20 protein-coding genes are annotated in these 20,252 nt (G+C 72.7%); 14 read left to right on the top strand and 6 right to left on the bottom strand.

The annotated features are described in order from the left end of the window. Positions 1-106 precede the first annotated feature (106 nt). On the bottom strand, positions 107-1,078 hold the full coding sequence (locus ACWEJ6_RS07115) for an alpha/beta hydrolase (RefSeq protein WP_452422016.1): 972 nt from the start codon (positions 1,076-1,078) through the stop codon (positions 107-109). Positions 1,079-1,192: 114 nt separating this feature from the next. Here ACWEJ6_RS07115 and ACWEJ6_RS07110 point away from each other — a divergent pair, with 114 nt between their 5' ends. Then, complete coding sequence (locus tag ACWEJ6_RS07110) at positions 1,193-1,735, top strand: hypothetical protein (protein ID WP_452422014.1); 543 nt, start codon at positions 1,193-1,195, stop codon at positions 1,733-1,735. 28 nt (positions 1,736-1,763) lie between these two features. Here the strand turns inward: ACWEJ6_RS07110 and ACWEJ6_RS07105 are convergent, their stop codons facing one another. The 5 genes from ACWEJ6_RS07105 to ACWEJ6_RS07085 all read right to left on the bottom strand — a co-directional run bounded on the left by ACWEJ6_RS07105 (position 1,764) and on the right by ACWEJ6_RS07085 (position 7,179). Then, on the bottom strand, positions 1,764-2,927 hold the full coding sequence (locus ACWEJ6_RS07105; protein ID WP_452422012.1) for an FAD-dependent monooxygenase: 1,164 nt from the start codon (positions 2,925-2,927) through the stop codon (positions 1,764-1,766). A 90-nt stretch (positions 2,928-3,017) separates the two neighbouring features. Further along, complete coding sequence (locus ACWEJ6_RS07100) at positions 3,018-3,545, bottom strand: hypothetical protein (RefSeq protein WP_452422010.1); 528 nt, start codon at positions 3,543-3,545, stop codon at positions 3,018-3,020. Positions 3,546-3,624: 79 nt separating this feature from the next. Then, on the bottom strand, positions 3,625-4,350 hold the full coding sequence (locus ACWEJ6_RS07095; RefSeq protein WP_387673192.1) for a helix-turn-helix transcriptional regulator: 726 nt from the start codon (positions 4,348-4,350) through the stop codon (positions 3,625-3,627). 217 nt (positions 4,351-4,567) lie between these two features. After that, positions 4,568-5,842, bottom strand: coding sequence for a phytase (locus ACWEJ6_RS07090; RefSeq protein ID WP_452422008.1), 1,275 nt, complete (start codon positions 5,840-5,842; stop codon positions 4,568-4,570). Positions 5,843-6,009: 167 nt separating this feature from the next. Beyond that, positions 6,010-7,179 (bottom strand): ABC transporter substrate-binding protein, encoded by a 1,170-nt coding sequence (locus ACWEJ6_RS07085; protein WP_358006489.1) that lies wholly within the window; start codon positions 7,177-7,179, stop codon positions 6,010-6,012. 237 nt (positions 7,180-7,416) lie between these two features. On the opposite strand from ACWEJ6_RS07085, the gene ACWEJ6_RS07080 reads away from it, so the two are divergent. The 13 genes from ACWEJ6_RS07080 to ACWEJ6_RS07020 form a co-directional block, all read left to right on the top strand. Further along, positions 7,417-8,388: a Gfo/Idh/MocA family protein gene (locus ACWEJ6_RS07080; protein ID WP_358292737.1), complete on the top strand. Its 972-nt coding sequence runs from the start codon at positions 7,417-7,419 to the stop codon at positions 8,386-8,388. Beyond that, positions 8,385-9,227, top strand: coding sequence for a TIM barrel protein (locus ACWEJ6_RS07075; RefSeq protein ID WP_352352762.1), 843 nt, complete (start codon positions 8,385-8,387; stop codon positions 9,225-9,227). The genes ACWEJ6_RS07080 and ACWEJ6_RS07075 overlap by 4 nt, the downstream gene beginning before the upstream one ends. Before the next feature lie 20 nt (positions 9,228-9,247). After that, positions 9,248-10,189 (top strand): 5-dehydro-2-deoxygluconokinase, encoded by a 942-nt coding sequence (iolC, locus tag ACWEJ6_RS07070; RefSeq protein WP_452422416.1) that lies wholly within the window; start codon positions 9,248-9,250, stop codon positions 10,187-10,189. After that, positions 10,182-11,093, top strand: a complete 912-nt coding sequence (locus tag ACWEJ6_RS07065; protein ID WP_452422005.1) for a class I fructose-bisphosphate aldolase — start codon at positions 10,182-10,184, stop codon at positions 11,091-11,093. The genes iolC and ACWEJ6_RS07065 overlap by 8 nt, the downstream gene beginning before the upstream one ends. Continuing rightward, positions 11,090-12,928 (top strand): 3D-(3,5/4)-trihydroxycyclohexane-1,2-dione acylhydrolase (decyclizing), encoded by a 1,839-nt coding sequence (gene iolD, locus ACWEJ6_RS07060; RefSeq protein ID WP_452422003.1) that lies wholly within the window; start codon positions 11,090-11,092, stop codon positions 12,926-12,928. Before ACWEJ6_RS07065 ends, iolD begins: the two co-directional genes overlap by 4 nt. Further along, positions 12,928-13,908: an inorganic phosphate transporter gene (locus ACWEJ6_RS07055; RefSeq protein ID WP_452422001.1), complete on the top strand. Its 981-nt coding sequence runs from the start codon at positions 12,928-12,930 to the stop codon at positions 13,906-13,908. Before iolD ends, ACWEJ6_RS07055 begins: the two co-directional genes overlap by 1 nt. Continuing rightward, the gene (locus ACWEJ6_RS07050) at positions 13,905-14,558 is read left to right on the top strand and encodes a DUF47 domain-containing protein (protein WP_352324732.1); all 654 of its coding nucleotides are present in this window, start codon (positions 13,905-13,907) and stop codon (positions 14,556-14,558) included. Before ACWEJ6_RS07055 ends, ACWEJ6_RS07050 begins: the two co-directional genes overlap by 4 nt. A gap of 20 nt (positions 14,559-14,578) precedes the next feature. Next, a complete protein-coding gene (locus tag ACWEJ6_RS07045; RefSeq protein WP_452421999.1) occupies positions 14,579-16,405 on the top strand; it encodes an ABC transporter permease in 1,827 nt (608 codons plus the stop codon). Further along, a complete protein-coding gene (locus tag ACWEJ6_RS07040; RefSeq protein WP_452421997.1) occupies positions 16,406-17,503 on the top strand; it encodes an ABC transporter ATP-binding protein in 1,098 nt (365 codons plus the stop codon). After that, positions 17,500-18,264, top strand: coding sequence for an HAD family hydrolase (locus ACWEJ6_RS07035; protein ID WP_358292752.1), 765 nt, complete (start codon positions 17,500-17,502; stop codon positions 18,262-18,264). Before ACWEJ6_RS07040 ends, ACWEJ6_RS07035 begins: the two co-directional genes overlap by 4 nt. Further along, on the top strand, positions 18,255-19,115 hold the full coding sequence (locus ACWEJ6_RS07030) for an inositol monophosphatase family protein (RefSeq protein ID WP_452421994.1): 861 nt from the start codon (positions 18,255-18,257) through the stop codon (positions 19,113-19,115). The genes ACWEJ6_RS07035 and ACWEJ6_RS07030 overlap by 10 nt, the downstream gene beginning before the upstream one ends. Further along, positions 19,112-19,894 carry a Cof-type HAD-IIB family hydrolase gene (locus tag ACWEJ6_RS07025; protein WP_452421992.1) on the top strand — a complete coding sequence of 261 codons (783 nt, stop codon included), beginning with the start codon at positions 19,112-19,114 and terminating at the stop codon, positions 19,892-19,894. Before ACWEJ6_RS07030 ends, ACWEJ6_RS07025 begins: the two co-directional genes overlap by 4 nt. Then, on the top strand, positions 19,891-20,252 hold a 362-nt coding region (locus ACWEJ6_RS07020; RefSeq protein ID WP_452421990.1), incomplete at its 3' end, for an aldehyde dehydrogenase family protein. The genes ACWEJ6_RS07025 and ACWEJ6_RS07020, both read left to right, overlap by 4 nt.

Here is a 20,252-nt window from a genome sequence, read left to right as displayed (position 1 = left end):
GCGATCCATCGCTCCCCGGGGGGCGTGTGGGGTTGGGGGCAGGGGGGATGCCCGCGCCTCCCGGCCCACCGCCCCCTCGTTGTGGGGAGGGGGCAGGCGGGTGGGGTCAGATGCCCAGGGTGCGTTGCAGCCAGGAGTGTTTGGCTTCCTGGGCGGCGCGGGAGACGCGGGCGCCCGGGGTGCCGGTGAAGCCGTGGTGGCCGCCGGCCCACACGTGCAGTTCCGCCTGGCCGCCGGTCGCCCAGATGCGGCCGGCGAACTCGACCGCCTCGTCCCGGAACACCTCGGCCGCCCCGACCTCGATGAAGACCGGCGGCAGCCTTGACAGGTCGGCCGCCCGCGCCGGGACCTCGTGCGGCAGCACGTCCGGGCCGCCCCGCCGGTCGCCGAGCAGGGCGGTCCAGGCGGTGTCGTTGTTGTTGCGGTCCCAGGCGCCGATGCCGTCGTACTGGAGGCTCGACACGGTCGAGTTCCGGTCGTCGATCATGGGTGCGCCGACGTAGAGCCCGGCGGCGGCCGGGCCGTTCCGGTCGCGGGCCATGATGCCGACGGACGCGGTGAGCCCGCCGCCCGCGCTGAAGCCGGACACGAGCAGCCGCCCCGGGGCGAACCCCAGCTCCTCGGCGTGTCCGGCGGTCCAGACGAAGCCCGCGTAGCAGTCCTCGGCCGCCGCCGGGGCCGGGTTCTCCGGGGCGAGCCGGTACTCGACCGTCACCCCGACCATGCCGTGTTCCAGGGCTGCCTGGATCAGGCCCTCGATGCCGAAGAAGCGGGTGCCGAGGATCATCCCGCCGCCGTGGATCTCGTACACGGCCGCCGCGCCGGGCGCGGGGCCGCCCTTGGGACGGACGACCGTGAGCGTGACGTCGGGAGCGCCCTCGGGGCCCGGTACGTCCACGTCCCACCACTCGACGGGACGGCCGGCGACGATCGTCTCCATGGGCGGGATGAGCTCGGCGAAGATCTCGCGGTTGCGCTGGATGGTGTCCGCGCGCAGCGGAACGCTCTCGACCGCCGCCAGGAACGCCGCGAGACCTTCCGCCAGCTCAGGGTCGTAGGGAACGGGGACGTAGCTCATCGTGCCGCCTCTCGGAGCCGAACGGACGGCTTAAAGTCTACGAGCGTAGAAGCGGTCTGTCCTGATATACACGGGTACGCGATCAGTCCGACCATGTCCCCCAAGGAGAAGACCATGGTGAAGAGACTCCTCGAAGCGACCCCGTTACGCGCGGGGGTCGTCGCCGCCGTCGCACTGACCGGCACACTGCTGACCTCCGCCCCGGCCGGCGCCGCCACGTCGGGCCTGCGGGCCGCGGCCGTCCAGACCTCCTCGGCCGTCCAGGGGGCGGCCTCCCGCCCGGCCAACGGCCGGATCGTCTACGACCGTCTCAGCGGCGGCCGCGGCGTACTCAAGATCAAGAACGGCACGTCGAAGGACGGCGTCGTCACCATCGTCAAGGGCCGGACCAAGGCGATCAGCGTCTACGTCCGCGCGCGGTCCACGGCCCGCATCCGGGACGTCCGGGACGGCACGTACCGCATCTTCTTCACCACCGGCTACCGGTTCAGCATGTCGAAGGGCCGCTTCACCAGGGGCGCGACGTACCAGAAGTTCAACGACCGGCTGCGCTTCCGCACGACCTCGACGCAGTACACCATCTGGACGCTGACCCTGAACCCGGTCAGGGGCGGCAACGCCCGCACCAGCCCCGTGAACCCCAAGGACTTCCCCTGATCGGGGCCTGAGCGGGCGCGCCTCCCGGTCAGTCCTTTCCGGAGCCGCCGAACCCGCCGAAAAAGCTGAGAACGCGGTCGACCTGGACGTACATCCGCGGCGGCAGGTGCGGCAGCACCCGGGAGTGCCGCTGGCCGAGCAGCGCGATGAACTCGACCGGCGAGAGGTCGATGTAGCGCGTCAGGTTCTCGTACCACTGGGCGCTGAGCCGGGCCGACTTCTGGTGCGGGCGGATCGCCTTGCGGCGTTCGCGGTTGTAGCGGGCGAGGGCGGCCGGGAGCTCCGGCTCCTGGTTCAGCGCGTTGACCAGGAAGGCGGCGTCCCCGAAGGCCAGGGCGGTGCCCGCGCCGATGGAGTAGTGGGTGGTGTGCGCGGCGTCCCCGAGCAGGACGAGGTCGTCGTGGTACCACGTGCGGTTGGTCAGCGTGCGGAAGTTCAGCCAGTACGCGCTGCCGTCGGTGTGCGCCCGTCCGATCAGCGGATGGCCGTCCAGGACGTCGGCGAAGATCTTCTCCAGCAGCGCCAGGCCGTCGGCCGCGTCGGCCTGGTCGAGGCCGAGCCCCTTCCAGGTCTCGGGGGAGCACTCGACGACGCACGTGCTGTGGTCGCCGCTGTAGACGTAGCAGTAGCACCAGATCCAGCCGTGCGGGGTCTCGGAGAAGGCGAAGGTGAAGGCGTCGAAGACCTTCGTGGTGCCGAGCCAGATGTAGTGGTTGCGGCCGACCGCGATCTCGGTGCCGAAATGCTCGGCGTGCGGCGCGCGCAGCGTGCTGTTGATGCCGTCACCGGCCACGACCAGGTCGGCGTCGAGCTCCTCCCGGGAGGCGATCTCGCGGCCGTGCTCGACGTGCACGCCCAGGGAGCGGGCGCGGTCGGCCAGGATGTCGAGCAGGCGGTGGCGGCAGATGCCGAAGCCCTCGTCGGACTCGGTGAGCGTCACCGTCGCGCGGTCCTGGATGTGGGTGACCCAGCTGTCCCAGCGGATCGAGTTCTCCCTGATGACGTCCGCCGACTCGGGGTCGGCGGCGCGCAGGTTCTTGAGCAGGTCGTCCCAGTAGGTCACGCCCCAGCCGTAAGTGGTCCCGGCCGGGTTGCGCTCGTAGACGGCGACCTCGTGGGACGGGTCGACCCGCTTCATCAGGATCGAGAAGTACAGGTTGGCGGGCCCACCGCCGACGCAGGCGACCTTCACACTAGCTCCCCTAGCGACAGAAAGTAATCAATTCAGCACAGAGAGTATCAGAGGGTCTGTGCCGGGGGAGTAGGCGCGCCCGCCGGACGGTCAGGCCGCCGCCCGCGCCGTACCGCGCAGGCCGAGGGTGAGGCTGCCGGCCAGCAGCACGACGCCGGACAGCACCCCGCTGACGACCGGCACCCACGCCACCGCGGACGTGGCGGCCAGGACGAGCCCGCCGGCGCCGAGCAGCGTGAGCGCGACGCCCGGCACGGCGATGCTCCAGTCCTTCCAGATCGGCGCCAGCGCGACGAAGTGCACGCCCACCACGAACGCCACCCACGCCACGTTCCCCTCCTCGGGACGCCCGAGCGCGGCCAGCACCCGCAGCCCGCCGAACAGCAGGACCGCCTCGGCCACGACCACGGCCAGGTAGCCGGGCCCGAACATGCCCCGCCGGCCGGCCGCGGCGGGACGTTCCGCGCGCACGGCACGGAACCACATCGCCAGCACGCCCGCCGCCGCCAGGCACGCGGCGGCCCGCAGCAGGTTCGCGGTCACGGAGCCGAGCGGGCCGTGCGCGTTGACGACGACGAACACCGCGCCGAACACCGCGCCGACCAGCAATCCAGTCATTTTCTGCATGACGTCCATCGAAGCGCCCGCCGCGGCCCGCCCGCACGGGTGCTGGGACGAGAACGAGGTAGCCCTGGCCCTACCTCGCCACGCCGCGCAGGTAGGCCAGCACCGCCAGCACCCGCCGGTTGGCGTCGTCGGTCGCGGGCAGGTCGAGCTTGGCGAACACGGAGGCCACGTGCTTGCCGACGGCCGCCTCGGTGATCGACAGGGCGCGGGCCACGGCGCTGTTGGAGCGGCCCTCGGCGATCAGCGCCAGCACCTCCCGCTCGCGGGGCGAGAGCCGGTGGGCCGGCTCGGTGACCTCCCTGGCCCGCGCCCACGACAGCTCGAACAGGTCGATGAGGGTGGCGATCAGCCCCTGCTGCCTGATCATCAGCGCGCCCGGCGTGTAGGCGATCGGGGTGATCCGGACGAACGCCACGGACCGGTCGAAGATGAGGAGCTGCTGGATGGGCTCGTCGATGACCCGGTGCAGGTCGCCGGCGGCGTGCAGCTCCTGGATGCGGGCCGCCTTGCGCGGGTCGTCCAGCACGCTCGAATGGACGATCGTGCGCATCGACAGGCCCTCCCGCAGGGCGTCCAGCACGGTACGCCGGCTGCGCTGCTCGTCGCGGCCCTGCTCGCGCGAGCCCACCGGGTGCATGGCCCGCAGCTCGGCCGACGACCGGGTGGCGCGCAGGATCTGCCGGCGGACGAGCTCGGGGTCCTCCAGCCGCTCGACGTCGACGGGGATGCCGCGCAGCTCGCCGACCACCTCTTCCAGGCGGCGGGCGAGGTGGTCAAGCGACTGGCTCTCGGTCACGCTCCTCCTCCGCACGCGCACCCATTCTCCCCGCCCCGCGAAGGGATGCCCAAATCGGCGAAGGGCGTCCGGAACGGCGAAGGGGGCGCCCCTCGATCGGCGGCCGCACCCCTGGAAACGGCGAAAGGCCGCATCCCTGGAAACGGCGAAGGGGCGCCGTCCGGCTGGACGGCGCCCCGGTTCGCGGGACCGCTGGGCGGCGGTGATCAGGTGATGATCAGTCGCGCGGGTCCCAGCCGTCGGTGTCCACGTCCAGGTCCAGCTCGTCGGCGATGTCGCCCCAGTCGGCGAACTTGAAGTTGGTGTTCTCCCGGTCCGCCGTGGCCGGCGTGTTCACGCCGTCGTGGGCGATGAACATGCCCTCGTCGAACTCGCCCAGCGGCACGTTGAGCACGGTCGAGCCGTCGCTCACCTCCGAGCCGTCGATGCCGTTCGCCTCGCCGATCCGGAACTGGCCGAGGTAGGCGTTGGAGCCCTCCCTGCGGTAGACGGCGAAGGTGTTGTCGCCCTGGCTGGAGGCCAGCAGGTAGCCCTTGCCGTCCTCGCGGTAGTAGATGGTCAGGCCCTCGGCGTCCGCGGTGAGGTGCGTGCCGCCGTAGCCGGGGTCGGCGCCGGGGGTGCACTCCTCGGTCGCGGGGTCGTAGGTGCCGGGGACGCCGTACTCGCGCACCTTGTCCACCAGGACGGGCGTGCCGGTGAGGTCGGCGCGCATCCGCCAGATGCCGACGTCCTCCTGGGCGGCGTAGAGGACGTCCCGCTCCTGGTCCACGACCATGCCCTCGACCTGCGCCTGCTCGTCCGGCTCAAGGCAGGGGGACCAGGTCTGCCCGTTCGGCAGGGTGAAGGAGTTGGGCAGGGTCAGCGTCCGCACGAGCTGGTAGCCGATCTTGCCGCCCGGCTTGGCGAGCAGCTTGACCAGGCCGACCGAGGTCTTGTGTCGGCGGCTGACCAGCGCGTACGTGCCGGTGGAGTCCTTCCAGGCGGTCAGGCCGTAGGCCGTCTCGGCGTCGTTGACCTGCTGCTGCGTCGTGTTGAACACGAACGGCGCGGCCGGGTCGGTCACGTCGGTGAGGTGGCCCTGCGAGATGGCGTAGATGCGCAGCATGTCCCGGCCGCGGTCGGAGACGATCGCCAGGTCCCTGCCGCCGAAGCCGTAGGCGACGTCGACGTTGTTGAAGCGGCCCGCCTCGTCGTCCGGCCCGGGGGCGGCGGGCGCCGGCAGGTGCTGGAGCTGCTGCCCGTCGAGGTCGTAGACGTACAGGCCGCCCTTCTTGGCGGTGGCGATCACCACGCTGTCCTCGGAGTCGGACGGGTCGACCCAGATCGCCGGGTCGTCGCCGTTGGCGTCGCCGCCGGCCTCGTCGTCGTAGAGGGAGGGGGTCTCGACGTCGGGGTACACGGTCGCCACGCCGGCACCGGCCGCGGGTACGGCGATCCCGCCCAACACGGTCAACATCAGGGCTGCCAGGGAGAGCCTGGACAGGGGACGCATTGCGCCTCCTCGTTCGGGGTGTTGATGTTGTCCCAAAACGTAACGACCAGTTAACAAGAAATCAATAGGTAGTCCTTATGTCAGGACATTAGGTGTTGCACGGATGTCAGGGCATGCCGACGCGCCCGGCCGGGGATCCTCCCGGCCGGGCTGTGCGACGGCCCGCGCTAGCTGCGGTTGACGCGCCAGAAGTCCGACATGGCCTGGCGGTTCTGCAGGTCGCCGAGCAGGCCCTTGGGGTCGGTGTGGAAGAGCTGGCCCTGCCAGTCCGACAGGCCGGGCGGGGTGACCATCGGCTTGACCGTGCTGTTGCCCGAGACGCCGCCCTCGCCGATCTCGTGCTTGACGCCCTCCTCGGTCATGATGAAGTGCACGAACAGCTTGGCCGCGTTGGGGTGCTTGCTCTTGGTGGCGATCGCCGCGTACTTGGGGTAGCTGAAGCCGGTGAAGGGGGTCATCCCCTCGCAGGCGGCCTGGTGGTAGCCCTTGTCCTCGTTGTTGCGGAACTTCGAGATCGACATGAAGCCGATCTTCTTGTCCGTGGCGGCCGGCGCGCCCACGGCGGCGGAGATGTCCTCGTCCGAGCCGGTCAGCACCGGCTTGTTGAGCGACAGGCGCTTGATCCACTCCTGCGCGGCGCTCTTCTCCTCGGTCTTCAGCGGCTTGCCGTACTTGGCCTGGTAGGCCTGTTCGAGCGCCTGGTTGCCGTACGCGTCGAGCTGGGTGAAGAACGACAGCACGGTCGGCTTGCCCAGCGGGTCCTGCATCACCAGCTTGCCGGACCACTCCGGATCGGTCAGGTCCCAGACGTTCTTCACCGGGCAGCCGCCGGGGGAGAGCTTGGTGTTGTAGCCGAAGACCGTCGCCTTGGAGAGGGCGAGCAGCGGGTTCTGGTTCTCGGCGGGGATCTGGTCCTTCAGGTCGCCGGGGATCCACGTCTGGGTGACGCCCTGCGGCGCGAGCTGGCCGACCAGGACGCCGCCGTCCTCGTACATGGCCGCGTCGATGGTGACGTTGTCGGCGGCGTGCTCCCTGGTCATCTTCTCGGCCGTCTGCGGGGTGTCCGACTTCACCCCCTCCATGGCGATGCCGTACTTCGCGGTGAACGCCTTGGCCACTTCCTCGATGTCGCCGCTGGAGTCGTAGACCAGGACGCTGCCTTCCTTCTTCGCCGCGGCGACCAGCGCCTCCAGGTCGAAGTTCGCATCGAGCGACGGGCCGGGCAGCGCCTTGGCCGTCGCCGCCGCCGACGGTCCTCCGCCTGCGGTGGAGGGCGCGCACGCCACGGCGGCGGACGCCAGCAACGCCATGGAGATGATCTTCCCGGTACGCCTCATGATGGCGTCACTCCTCTTGCCTCTCGGATTCGCAAGGCGCCGCGCCAGCCCCGACCGGCGCCATTGTGTGCTCACGATGAACGTCACGTGAATAATTTGTCAAGACATTCTTACGTGGAGATCCAGCCACGGCCCGACCCCCCAGCTACGACAGTTCATCCTTATGTCAGGACAAAGTCTTGACGGTTCATCTCCTGTTCATCTAGAACTGGAGGCCCCCCTGGATGAGGAGCGATCATGCGTGTGGGTCTGCTGGGCCTTGGACGTATAGGCATGTTCCATGCCACCACCCTGTCCGCCTTGGTTGACGAGCTCGTCGTGTCCGACGTGGACACGGCGAGGGCGGAGGAGGTGGCCCGGCGGCTCGGCGCCCGGACCGGCGATCCCTTCGACGCGGACGCGGTGGTGCTCGCGACGCCGACCTCCGCCCACGCCGAGGGCCTGCTGAGGGCGTGCGAGCGGGGAGTGCCGGCGTTCTGCGAGAAACCGGCCGCGCCGACCGTCAAGGAGACGCTGCGGGTGGCCGAGGCCGTCGAACGGGCCGGGATCGGCGTGCACATCGGCTTCCAGCGCCGCTTCGACGCCGGCTACCGGGCCGCCCGCGAGGCGCTGCTGGCGGGCGAGCTCGGCGAGCTGCACCGCGTGCACATGCTGACCGGCGACCCGGCGCCGCCGCCCGCCGAGTACGTCGCCCAGTCCGGCGGCATCTTCCGCGACTGCCACATCCACGACTTCGACATCCTGCGCTGGGTCACCGGCCGCGAGGCGGACGTCGTGCAGGCGGTCGGCGCCAACCGCGGCGATCCGTACTTCGCCGCCGCCGAGGACGTGGACAACAGCGCCGCCCTGATCGTCATGGACGACGGCACGCTGGTCACCCTGCAGGGCTCCCGCTACAACGGCGCCGGCTACGACGTGCGCATGGAGCTGGCCGGCACGCTCGGCACCCGCGCCGTCGGGCTCGGCGACCGCACCCCGCTGCGCTCGGCCGAGGGCCTGAACCCGGACGGGCCGCCGTGGCCGGACTTCCAGACCAGGTTCGAGGACGCCTACGTCGCCGAGATGGGCGCGTTCCTGTCGATGGCCAGGGGCGAGAGCGAGAGCCCCTGCACCGTCCGCGACGCCCTGGCCGCCCTCTACCTGGCCGAGGCCGCCGACCTGGCGCGCCGCGAGGGCCGTCCGGTGCGCGTGCTGGAGGTGGCCAAGTGAGGATCGCCGCCGCACCCATCTCCTGGGGCGTGTGCGAGGTGCCCGGATGGGGACACCAGCTCACCGCCGACCGCGTGCTCGCCGAGATGGCCGAGCTGGGCCTGACCGCCACCGAGCTGGGCCCCGACGGTTTCCTGCCCGCCGACCAGGACCTGCTCGGCCGGTACGGGCTGCGCGCCGTGGGCGGATTCGTCCCCGCGGTCCTGCACGACCCCGCCCACGACCCGCTGCCCGCCCTCCGCGCCACCTGGGCCGCCTTCGACCCGGACGTGGTCGTCGTGCTGGCCGCCGCCACCGGCGCCGACGGCTACGACGCCCGTCCCGAGCTGGACGACACCGGCTGGCGCACCCTGCTCGGCAACCTCGACCGCGCCTTCCACGAGGCCAAGGGCGACGGCCGCGCGCTCACCCTGCACCCCCACGTCGGCACCATGGTCGAGACCGGCCAGGAGGTGGACCGGGTGCTCGGCGGCAGCGCCGTCCCGCTCTGCCTGGACACCGGCCACCTGCTCATCGGCGGCGGCGACCCGCTGGAGCTGGTCACCCGCGTCCCCGAGCGGATCGCCCACGTGCACCTGAAGGACGTCGACGCCGCGCTCGCCGCCCGCGTCCGGGCCGGTGAGCTGACCTACACCGACGCCGTCCGCGCCGGGATCTACCGCCGGCTCGGCCGCGGCGACGTGGACGTCCGGGGCATCGTCGAACGCCTGACCGCCGCCGGCTACGACGGCTGGTACGTCATGGAGCAGGACGTCGTCCTCGACGCCGAACCCCCGGCGGGCGCCGGCCCGGCCGACGACGTGCGGGCGGGCGTGGCGTTCCTGCGGGGCCTGGCGTGAGCGCCCTCGACGTGCTGACGATGGGCCGGGTCGGCGTGGACGTCTACCCGCTCCAGACCGGCGTGTCGCTGCGGCACGTGGAGACGTTCGGCAAGTACCTGGGCGGCAGCCCCACCAACGTGGCCGTGGCCGCCGCCCGCCTGGGCCACTCCAGCGCGGTGATCACGCGGACCGGCGACGACCCGTTCGGCGCGTTCGTCCGCGACGCGCTGCGCTCCTACGGCGTGGACGACCGCCTGGTCGGCGCCGTGCCCGGCCGGCCGACGCCGGTCACGTTCTGCGAGATCAGGCCGCCGGACGACTTCCCGCTCTACTTCTACCGCCAGGACGCGCCCGACCTGGAGATCGCGCCCGGCGACCTCGACCTGGCGGCCGTCACCGGCGCGCGGCTGTTCTGGGCCACCGTGACCGGCCTGTCGGCCGAGCCGTCCCACGCCGCCCACCTGGCCGCCTGGCAGGCCCGCGGGCGCGCCCGGCACACCGTGCTCGACCTGGACTACCGGCCCATGTTCTGGGCCGACGCGGCCACCGCCCGCGAACGGGTGCGGGAGGCGCTGGCGCACGTCACCGTCGCGGCCGGCAACCTCGACGAGGTCGAGGTGGCCACCGGCACCCGCGACCCGCGCGCGGCCGGCGAGAGCCTGCTGGCGGCGGGCGTCGAGCTGGCCATCGTCAAACAGGGCGCGGACGGCGTGCTCGGCATGACCGCCACGGAGACCGTACGGGTGCCGCCCGTCCCGGTCGAGGTGGTCAACGGGCTCGGCGCCGGCGACGCCTTCGGCGGCGCGCTCTGCCACGGCCTGCTCGAAGGCTGGCCGCTCGAACGCACCCTGCGCTTCGCCAACGCCGCGGGCGCGATCGTCGCCGGACGCCTGGCCTGCGCGCCCGCGATGCCCACGGCGGACGAGGTCGAGGCCGTCCTGTCCGCCACCCTCTCGGAAGGAGCCGTCACGCATGCGTGAGCAGGACTACCGCCGGCTGCTCGACCAGCGCGCCTGGCAGCCGGAGCGCGTCGCCGAGGCGGCGGCCGCCCGCAGGCGCCGGCCCCTCAGGAACGCCAGGGAGCAGCTGCTCATCATCGCGGCCGACCATCCGGCCCGCGGCGCCCTCGGCGTGGCCGGCCACCCGATGGCCATGCGCAGCCGCGCCGACCTGCTCGACCGGCTCATGACCGCCCTGGCCAGGCCCGGCGTGGACGGCGTGCTGGCCACCCCCGACATCGTCGAGGACCTGCTGCTGCTCGGCGCGCTCGACGACAAGATCGTCATCGGCTCGATGAACCGCGGCGGCGTGCACGGCTCGGTGTTCGAGTTCGACGACCGCTTCACCGCCTACGACGCCCCCACCATCGCCGCGATGGGCCTGGACGGCGGCAAGATGTTGTGCCGGATCGCGCTGGAGGACAGCGCCACCGCCGCCACCCTGGCCAGCTGCGGCCAGGCCGTCACCGACCTGGCCAGGCACGGCCTGATGGCGATGGTCGAGCCGTTCTGGTCCAGGCGGCAGGACGGCGTGGTGCGGCACGACCTGTCGCCCGAGGCCGTGATCCACGCCATCAGCGTCGGCCAGGGCCTCGGCGCGACCTCCGCCCGCACCTGGCTGAAGATCCCGGTCGTGCCGGAGATGGAACGCGTCGTGGAGTCCACCACCCTGCCCGTGCTGCTGCTGGGCGGCGACTCCGGCCAGGACGCCGGCGAGATGTACGACTCCTGGCGCAAGGCGCTGCGCCTGCCCGGCGTCCGCGGCCTGGTGGTCGGCCGGGCGCTGCTCTACCCGCCCGACGGGGACGTGGGCGCCGCCGTGGACACCGCGCTCGGCCTGCTGGAGGGCGGCGTACCCGATCTCGTGCAAGGAGGTGCCTCATGAGGCTGACCACGGCTCAGGCGCTGACCCGCTTCCTGGCCGCCCAGTGGTCGGAGCGCGACGGCGTCGAGCAGCGGCTGATCGCCGGCGTGCTCGGGATCTTCGGCCACGGCAACGTCGCGGGCGTCGGCCAGGCGCTGGCCGAGCAGGGCGCGGGCACGGGCGACGCGCTGCCGTACTACCTGGCCCGCAACGAGCAGGCCATGGTGCACACGGCCGTCGGCTACGCCCGCACCCGCGCCCGGCTGTCCACCTTCGCCTGCACGACCTCCATCGGGCCCGGCGCCACCAACCTGGTCACCGGCGCGGCGCTGGCCACGATCAACCGGGTGCCGGTGCTGCTGCTGCCCGGCGACGTCTTCGCCACCCGCGCCCCCGGCACGGTGCTGCAGGAGCTGGAGGACCCCCGGTCCTACGACGTGTCGGTCAACGACTCGCTGCGCCCGGTGTCGCGCTTCTTCGACCGGATCAACCGGCCCGAGCAGCTCCCGGCCGCGCTGCTGGCGGCCATGCGGGTGCTCACCGACCCCGCCGAGACGGGCGCGGTCACGCTCGCGCTGCCCCAGGACGTGCAGGCCGAGGCCTACGACTGGCCCGAGGAGCTGTTCGCCCGGCGGGTCTGGCACGTTCCCCGCCCGGTCCCGGAGCCGGCCGCGCTGGCCAGGGCGAAGGAGCTGCTGCGCGGTTCCCGCAGGCCGCTGATCGTGGCCGGCGGCGGCGTCAGGTACAGCGGGGCGTGGGCCGAGCTGACCCGCTTCGCCGAGAACCACGGCGTGCCGGTGGGCGAGACGCAGGCGGGCAAGGGCGCGCTGCCGTACGACCATCCCTGCGCGGCCGGCGCGATCGGCCACACCGGCACCGACGCGGCCAACACCCTGGCCCGCGAGGCCGACCTGGTCATCGGCGTCGGCACCCGCTACACCGACTTCACCACCGCCTCCAGGACGCTGTTCGGGCAGGCCGCCTTCCTCAACGTCAACGTCACCGCCTTCGACGCGGCCAAGAACGCGGGCGCCACCCTCGTCGCCGACGCCCGCGAGGCGCTGCGCGCCCTCGACGACGTGGACTGGCGGGCCGACCCCGAATGGACCCACCGGGCCGCCGCCCTGGCCGCCGCCTGGCAGTCGGAGATCGGCCACACCTACGCGGGCCCCGAGCTCACCCAGCCCGTCATGCTCGGCGTCCTCAACGAGGTCGCAGAAGGCGGCGTGGTGGTCAACGCGGCCGGCTCGATGCCGGGCGACCTGCACCGCCTCTGGCGGCCCGCCGACCCCGAGCAGTACCACGTCGAGTACGGCTACTCGTGCATGGGCTACGAGATCGCCGGCGGCCTCGGGGTGAAGCTGGCCGCGCCGGAACGCGAGGTGTTCGTGCTGGTCGGCGACGGGTCGTACCTGATGATGGCGCAGGAGATCGCGACCGCCGTGCAGGAGCGGATCAAGCTGGTGATCGTCCTGGTGGACAACCGGGGCTTCGCCTCCATCGGCAACCTCAGCGAGTCGGTGGGCGCCCGGCGGCTCGGCACCGCGTACCGCACCCGGGGCCCCGGCGGCGAGCTGGACGGCGACCCCCTGCCGGTGGACCTCGCCGCCAACGCCGCCAGCCTGGGCGCCGACGTGCTGCGCGCCGACGGCCCCGAGTCGCTGCGGGCCGCCCTGGTCAAGGCCAGGGAGTCGGCCAGGACCACCGTCGTGTACGTCGAACCCGTCCCCGGCGGCGGCCCCGGCGCGCAGGCCTGGTGGGACGTGCCGGTCGCGCAGGTGTCCGGCCTGCCCGAGGTCAGGGCCGCGCGCGAGCGTTACGACGAGGCCAAGCGCGACCAGCGGCTCTACCTCTGATGGGCTGGACGCTGGCCTTCGCCGCGGTGGCCGTCCTGTTCGTGCTGATCAGCGGGGCCAACGACGGCGCCACGCTGATCGGCCTCGGCCTGCGCTTCCCGCGCACGCCCGGCTGGCTGGCCGCCGCGCTGCTGGTGGCGGTCCTGTTCGCCGGGCCGTACGTGCTGGGCGTCGCGGTCGCGCGGACCTTCACCGAAGGGCTCGCGGGGCTCGACTCGGGCAGCGGCGCGGCCGTGTTCCTGGCCGGCGTGGTGATCGCCGTCGTGGTGGTGGCGGCGCTGACCGGCAGAGGGCTGCCCACCAGCCTGACGCTGGCGGTGATCGGCGGCATCGCGGGCGCCGGGCTCGGCGCCGGGCTGCCGGTGGCCTGGCCGAGCCTGATCACCGTCCTGACGATCGGGGCGTGCGCGCCGCTGGTCGGGCTGGTGCTCGGCTACCTGCTGGGCACCGCGTCCCGGCGGGTGCCGTCCTCGCGCCGGATGCCGGGGCTGGTGCTGGCCGCCCACCTGGTGGCGTACGCGGCCCAGTGCCTGGCCTACGCCGTCAACGACGGCCAGAAGATGATCGCCGTGGTGAGCGTCGCCGTGGACGTCGGCCGCAACGGGCTCGGCCGGGTCGGGCCCGTCCAGCTCTCGCCGGTGTGGATGGCCGTGCTGGTGGCGCTGTTCCTGGCCGGGGCGCTGACCACGCTGCCCCGGGTGGGCGGGCGGGTCGGCCGCGGCCTGGTCATCACCCGGCCGCTGCACGTGCTGTCGGCCGAGACGGCGGCCACCGGCGCCGTCCTCGGCAGCTCGGCCCTGGGCAGCCCGGTGAGCATGACCCAGTCCGTGACCGCCGGGGTCGTCGGCGTGGTGGCAAGCGAAGGAAGCAGGAGGGTGCGATGGCAAGGAGTGCTGAACATGGGTACGGCGTGGCTGGTCACGCTGCCGTCGTCCATGGCCCTGGGCGCCCTGGCCGGGCTCGGCCTGAGGCTGCTGTGAGCGGCGGACGGCCCCGCCGGCTCGCCCGCGCCTGGGACGAGCTGCGCGGCCGGTCCGGACGGCGGGTGATCGACCTCATCCGCGGCCAGGTCGCCGTGGCCAGGGAGGGCGCCGTGCTGGCCCGCTCGGCCGCCTCGGGCACGACCGGCCAGGCCGCCGCCCGCGCCCGCATGGCCGAGGTCGAGCACGAGGGCGACGCCGCCCGCGCCGAACTCGTCCGGGCGCTGAGACGGGTGCTGGCCACCCCCATCGACAGGGAGGACCTGTTCCGGCTCTCCCGCTCGATCGACGACGTGCTGGACCAGTTACGCGACTTCGTCCGCGAGGCCGACCTGTTCGGGCCCGCCGACCTCACCTTCGCCGCCGAGCCGCTGGGGGCCGTCATCGACGGCCTGGACCAGCTCGAACAGGCCCTGCTGAAGATCACCGGCGATCCCGGCTCGGTCACCGTGGCCGTGCTCGCCACCCGCAAGTCCCGCAGCCGCGTCCGCCAGCTCCACCAGGCCCGGCTCACCGAGCTGTTCGCCGGCCCGCTGGACATGGACACCCTGCGCGAACGCGAGCTGCTCTCCCGCCTGGACGCCGTGGGCCGCCGGCTCGGCGAGGCCGCCGACGCCCTCGCCGACGCCATGCTCAAACGAAGCCACTGAAAACCCCCCGAAGGAAGACCATGGCTGTTCTGACCAAGACGGAGCCGCCGCCTCGCCCGCCGAGACGGCGCCGACTCCGCTACCGCCTCCAGGTCCTGCGGCACGACCCGACCGCCGCGCTCGGCCTGATCCTCGTCGTCCTGCTCGCCTACCTCGTCGTCGCCCCCCTGATCGCGGTCCTGTCGGACGCCTTCCGCCTCCAGTTCGGCGACGAGCTGCACGCCGGCCAGCAGCCGGGCGAGTGGACCGGTTACTACCTGTGGCGGGTCTTCCGCTCCCAGATCAGCGGCCTGCTGTTCTGGGGCCCGCTGGTCAACACGCTGGTCGTCGCGGTCGGCACCGTGGTGTTCGCGCTGCTGCTCGGCGGCGGGATGGCCTGGCTGGTGACCCGGACCAACGTGCCCGGCCGCAAGTGGCTGGCCGGGGCGCTGGTGGTGCCGTACATGCTGCCGTCGTGGACGTTCTCGCTGGCCTGGCTGACGCTGTTCAAGAACGAGCGGGCCGGCGGGCAGGTGGGCTTCCTGGAGTCGGCCGGCGTGCGCACCCCCGACTGGCTGGCCTACGGCCCGCTGCCGATCATCGTCACGCTCGGGCTGCACTACTACCCGTTCGTGCTGCTGCTGGTCGGCAACGCGCTGCGCCGGATCGACGTCCAGCTGGAGGACTCGGCCCGGATCCTCGGAGCGCCGCGGCGCGTCGTCGTGCGGCGGATCGTGGTGCCGCTGATGCTGCCCGCGCTCTCCTCGGCCGTGCTGCTCGTGGTCGGGCGGGTGCTCGGCACGTTCGGCACCCCGTACGTGCTCGGCCTGCCCGCCGACTACCAGGTGCTGTCCACCGGGCTGTTCCAGTCGATCAGGGACCGCAGCACCGGCGTGGCCTCCGTGCTCGCCACCGTCATCGTGATCATCGGCGTGCTGATCGTCTTCACCGACATGCGGCTGATGCGCGAGCAGCGCAGGTTCGTCACCGTCGGCGGCAAGGGCGCGATGGACCGGCTGGGCGACCTGCGCGGCTGGCGCTGGCCCGCGTTCGCGCTGGGCGCGGTGGTCTTCGTGGTCAGCGTGCTGATCCCGGTGCTCACGCTGCTGCTGTCCACGCTCACCCGCACGCCGCTGGACCTGTCGACCCTGACGCTCGACTACTGGATCGCCGACCGGCTGCCCGGCGCGGTCGGGTTCCCGCACGGCATCCTGCGCGGCTCCGAGCTGTGGCAGGCCGCCTGGAACTCGCTGCGCATCGTCGGCCTGGCCTCGCTGATCTGCGCGGTCGCCGGCCTGCTCATCGGGTACGTCGTGGTCCGCGGCACCGCGCCGCGCATCGCCGGGTTCCTGCGCCAGGTGTCGTTCCTGCCGTACCTCATCCCCGGCATCGCCTTCGCCGCCGCCTCGCTGTCGCTGTTCGCCGTCGCCCGCGGGCCCGTCCCCGCTCTGTACGGGACGACGTTCCTGCTGATCCTGGTCATGGCCGTGACGCACCTGCCGTACAGCTCGCGCTCGGGCATCGCGGCGATGATGCAGCTCGGCCGGGAGCCGGAGGAGGCCGCGCAGATCGCCGGGGCGTCCTGGTGGCACCGGATGCGGCGGATCATCTTCCCGATCCAGAAGGGCGCCCTGGTCACCGGGATCGTGTTGCCGTTCATCTCGGGGCTGAAGGAGCTCAGCATCGTCGTGATGCTGACCACCACCGGCACCCAGCTTCTCACGACGCTCTCCATCGGCCTGGTCGACTACGGATACACGCAGCTCGCCAACGGCGTCGTCCTCATGATCGCTTTGCTCTCCTTCACCATGACTTCCCTGACCCAGCGGCTGACCAAGAGCAGCCTGGCGTCCGGCCTAGGAGGATAGATGCCGAACATCACCTTGAGCGCAGTCTCCAAGAGCTACGGCGGCGGCGACTACGCGGTGAAGAACCTCGACCTCGTGGTCCCCGACGGCGCCTTCATGTGCCTGCTCGGCCCCTCCGGCTGCGGCAAGACCACCACGTTGCGCATGATCGCCGGCCTCGAACAGCCCACCGCGGGCAGCATCGCCGTCGGCGAGCGCGTCCTGGACTCCGTCGAGCAGGGCGTCTACGTCCCGCCCGAGAAGCGGGCGATGGGGCTGGTGTTCCAGAACTACGCGCTCTGGCCGCACCTGTCCGTGCGCGACAACGTGGAGTTCGGGCTGCGCATGCGCAAGGTGCCCGCCCCCGAGCGGCGCGCGCGGGCCGAGGCGGCGCTGAAGATGGTGCACGTCGACGCCGCCATGGACCGCTACCCCTCCCAGCTCTCCGGCGGCCAGCAGCAGCGCGTCGCGCTGGCCAGGATGCTCGCGGTCAACCCGTCCGTGCTGCTGCTGGACGAGCCGCTGTCCAACCTCGACGCCCGGCTGCGGCTGGAGATGCGGGCCGAGCTCAAGCGCATCCACGAGGAGTCCGGCGCGACGATCGTCTTCGTCACCCACGACCAGCTCGAAGCCCTCACCATGGCCACCGACGTCGCCGTCATGAACGAGGGCGAGCTGCAGCAGCTCGCCGCGCCCATGGAGATGTACGAGCGGCCCGCCAACCGGTTCGTCGCCGAGTTCGTCGGCAGCCCGCCGATGGCCATCGTGGACGCCGGACCGGCGCCCGGCGGGCTGGCCGGATCGTTGCTGCGGTTCGTCGAGGCGCGCGGCTCGGGGGTCACCCCGTCCGCCGTCGGCATCCGGCCCGAGGCGCTGCGGCTCGGCACGCCGCCGGCCGCCGCCTGGAGCGAGGAGGCGCTGGTCGAGGCCGTGCTGCCGGCCGGCTCCTCCTGGACGGTACGGCTGCGCGTCCTGGACACCGAGCTGTTCGCCCTGTCGTACACGCCGGTGCGGGCCGCGCCCGGCGACGTGCTGCCCTGCTGGACCGAGCAGCTCCACCTGTTCGGCGCGGACGGCGCCCGCATCTCCTCCTGGGACCGGGCGGAGGTGACCGCGTGATCCGCCCCAAGGCGCTGCTCCTGGACTTCGGCGGCGTGATCGTCGAGACCGCCAAACGCCCGTCCTGGGCGGCCGAGCTGGCCGCCGAGGTGCACGCCATGCTGGCCAGGACCGGGTTCGACGGCCTGACGGCCGAGGACGTCGAGAGCGACATCCGTGCCGGGGCGCGGGCCGACAAGTACTGGAAGGACTCCACGTCCCGGCAGTTCGCGCCCGAGGAGATGACCCACCGCCGGTTCTGGGCGGAGTTCGTCGCCACCGACTGGCCCGAGCAGGCCCGCACGCTGGTCACCGTCGAGGCGACGCCCCTGTGCAAGCGCATGGGCGAGCTGCGCAGCGACCGGAAGCTGCGCACCGGCATGGCGGAGCTGCTGAACGCCTGCCTGCGCAACGGCGTCGTCCCCGCGGTCGTCAGCAACGCGCTGTGCGGGGCCGTGCACCGCGACTACCTGGCCGGGAGCGGGCTGGAGCACCTGTTCGCCGCGCAGGTCTACAGCGACGAGGTCGGCGTGCGCAAGCCGAACCCCGAGATGATCCTGCTCGCCTGCCGCGCCCTCGGCGTGGACCCGGCCGACGCCTGGTACGTCGGCGACAACTACGACCGGGACGTGATCTGCGGCGCCCGGGCCGGGGCGGGGGCGACCGTCCTGATGGTCTCCGCGAGCACCGACAAGATCCCGTACCGGGTGCGGCAGAGCCCTCAGGCCACGGTTGAGGACCCCCGCGCCCTGCTGACCCTCCTGGAGGAGACATGGACGTGAACACCTCTCGCGAACTGGCCGCCATCGCGGCCGAGGCGGCCAGGGCGGTCGGCGACCGGCTGCGCGGCGCCTTCCGCTCGCGTCCGGAGATCCAGACCAAGCGCGACTTCCACGACCCGGTGACCGAGCACGACAAGGCGGCCGAGGAGGGCATCCGCGAGGTGCTCGACCGGCTCTGCCCCGACAGCGTCGTGGTGGGCGAGGAGGGCGGCACCAGGGGACAGGGCGCCATCAGCTGGTACGTCGACCCCATCGACGGCACCGCCAACTTCGCCGTCGGCCTGCCGTTCTTCTGCACCTCGATCGCTGCCGCCGTGGACGGCGAGGTGGTGGCCGGGGTGATCTACGACCCGGTGCGCGACGACGAGTTCACCGCCTGGCTCGGCGGGGCCGTCTGCAACGGCGAGCCGCTGCGCAGCGCGGGCGCCCGCGCCGACCGCGAGGCGGTGCTGCTGTCCAGCTATCCCACGCCGCGCGACCTGGCCGAGGACGAGGAGGGCGCGCTGCGCCGCTTCTCCAGGATGACCCAGTCGTTCGCGACCATCCGCCGTCCGGGCAGCGCCGCGCTCAAGCTCGCCCACGTCGCCGCCGGCTGGTCCGACGTCGCGTACGGCACCCGCGTCAACGCCTGGGACGTCGCGGCCGGGTCCCTGCTGGTCAGGCAGGCCGGCGGCGTCTACATCCCGCTGTCGGGCAGCGTCTTCGAGCCGGGCGGCTACCTGGCCTGCGTCGGCGGGTTCGACCTGGCCTCCTCGGTGCTGGCCGACGTGGCCGACGTGGCCGCCGGGGCCGTCGGGGCTGCCGGGGCTGCCAGGGCCGCCGACGTCGCCGGGGCGGGGAGCGCGACGTGATCCGCTGGATCGTGACCGACCTCGACGGCACGCTCGTCGGGCGCGACCTGGCCATGGTGCCCGCCGCCCGGGAGGCGCTGCGCCGCTACCGGGCCGCGGGCGGCGAGGTCGTCATCGCCACCGGCCGCATGGAACGCTCGGCCCGCCCCTACTACGACGAGCTGGGCCTGGACGGCCCGGCCATCCTCTACAACGGCGCCCGCACCGTGAACCTGGCGACCGGCGAGGTGCTGCGCTCCCGCCACCTGCCCGCCACCGCCTGGAAGACGCTGCTCGGCCTGTTCGGCGAGCTGCCCGCGGGCGTGTACCCGGTGGCGTTCTCCGGCGGGGCGGCGCTGGCCGTGGACGACGTCCCGGAACTGCGGGACTACGCCCGGCGGGACGGCATCACCCTGCGCGACCCCGGCGACTGGGCGGCGCTGCCCCCCGACGGGATCACCAAGTGCATGCTGATCGGCGACCGCCTGCCGGACCTGGACATCGCGGGCACGGTCACCGTCCGGTCGGAGGCGACGTACCTGGAGGTGCTGCCGGAGGGGGCGACCAAGGGCAGCGCCCTGCGCGAGCTGGCGAAGGCCCGGGGGGTGCCGCTGGAGCAGGTCGCCGCCATCGGCGACAACCCCAACGACATCGACATGATCCAGGCCGCCGGCCTGGGCATCGCGGTCGGCGACGGCCATCCCGACGTCCTGTCGGCCGCGGACGTGGTCTCGCGTCCCTGCGCCGAGGGCGCGCTCGTGGACGCGGTGGAACTGGCACTGGGAGAGGGAGAACGGTGAAGTCGGTCAAGCACTGGATCAACGGCGCCCTGACGGACGGCGGCGACCGGACGGCGGAGATCTTCAACCCGGCCACGGGTGAGGTCGGCGGTCACGTGGCGCTGGCGTCGGTGGCCGAGGTGGACGCGGCGGTGGCCGCCGCGGTGGCGGCCTTCCCGGCGTGGCGGGACTCCTCGCTGATCAAGCGCGGCCGGGTCCTGTTCCGGTTCCGTGAGCTGATGTACGCCCATCGTGACGAGCTGGCCGCGTTGATCTCGGCCGAGCACGGCAAGGTGCATGCGGACGCGTTGGGGGAGGTGGCGCGCGGGCTGGAGGTGGTGGAGTTCGCGTGCGGGATCCCGCATCTGCTCAAGGGTGG

Source organism: Nonomuraea sp. NPDC004702 (assembly GCF_053601695.1).
This window is presented reverse-complemented; position numbering and strand designations above follow the sequence as displayed.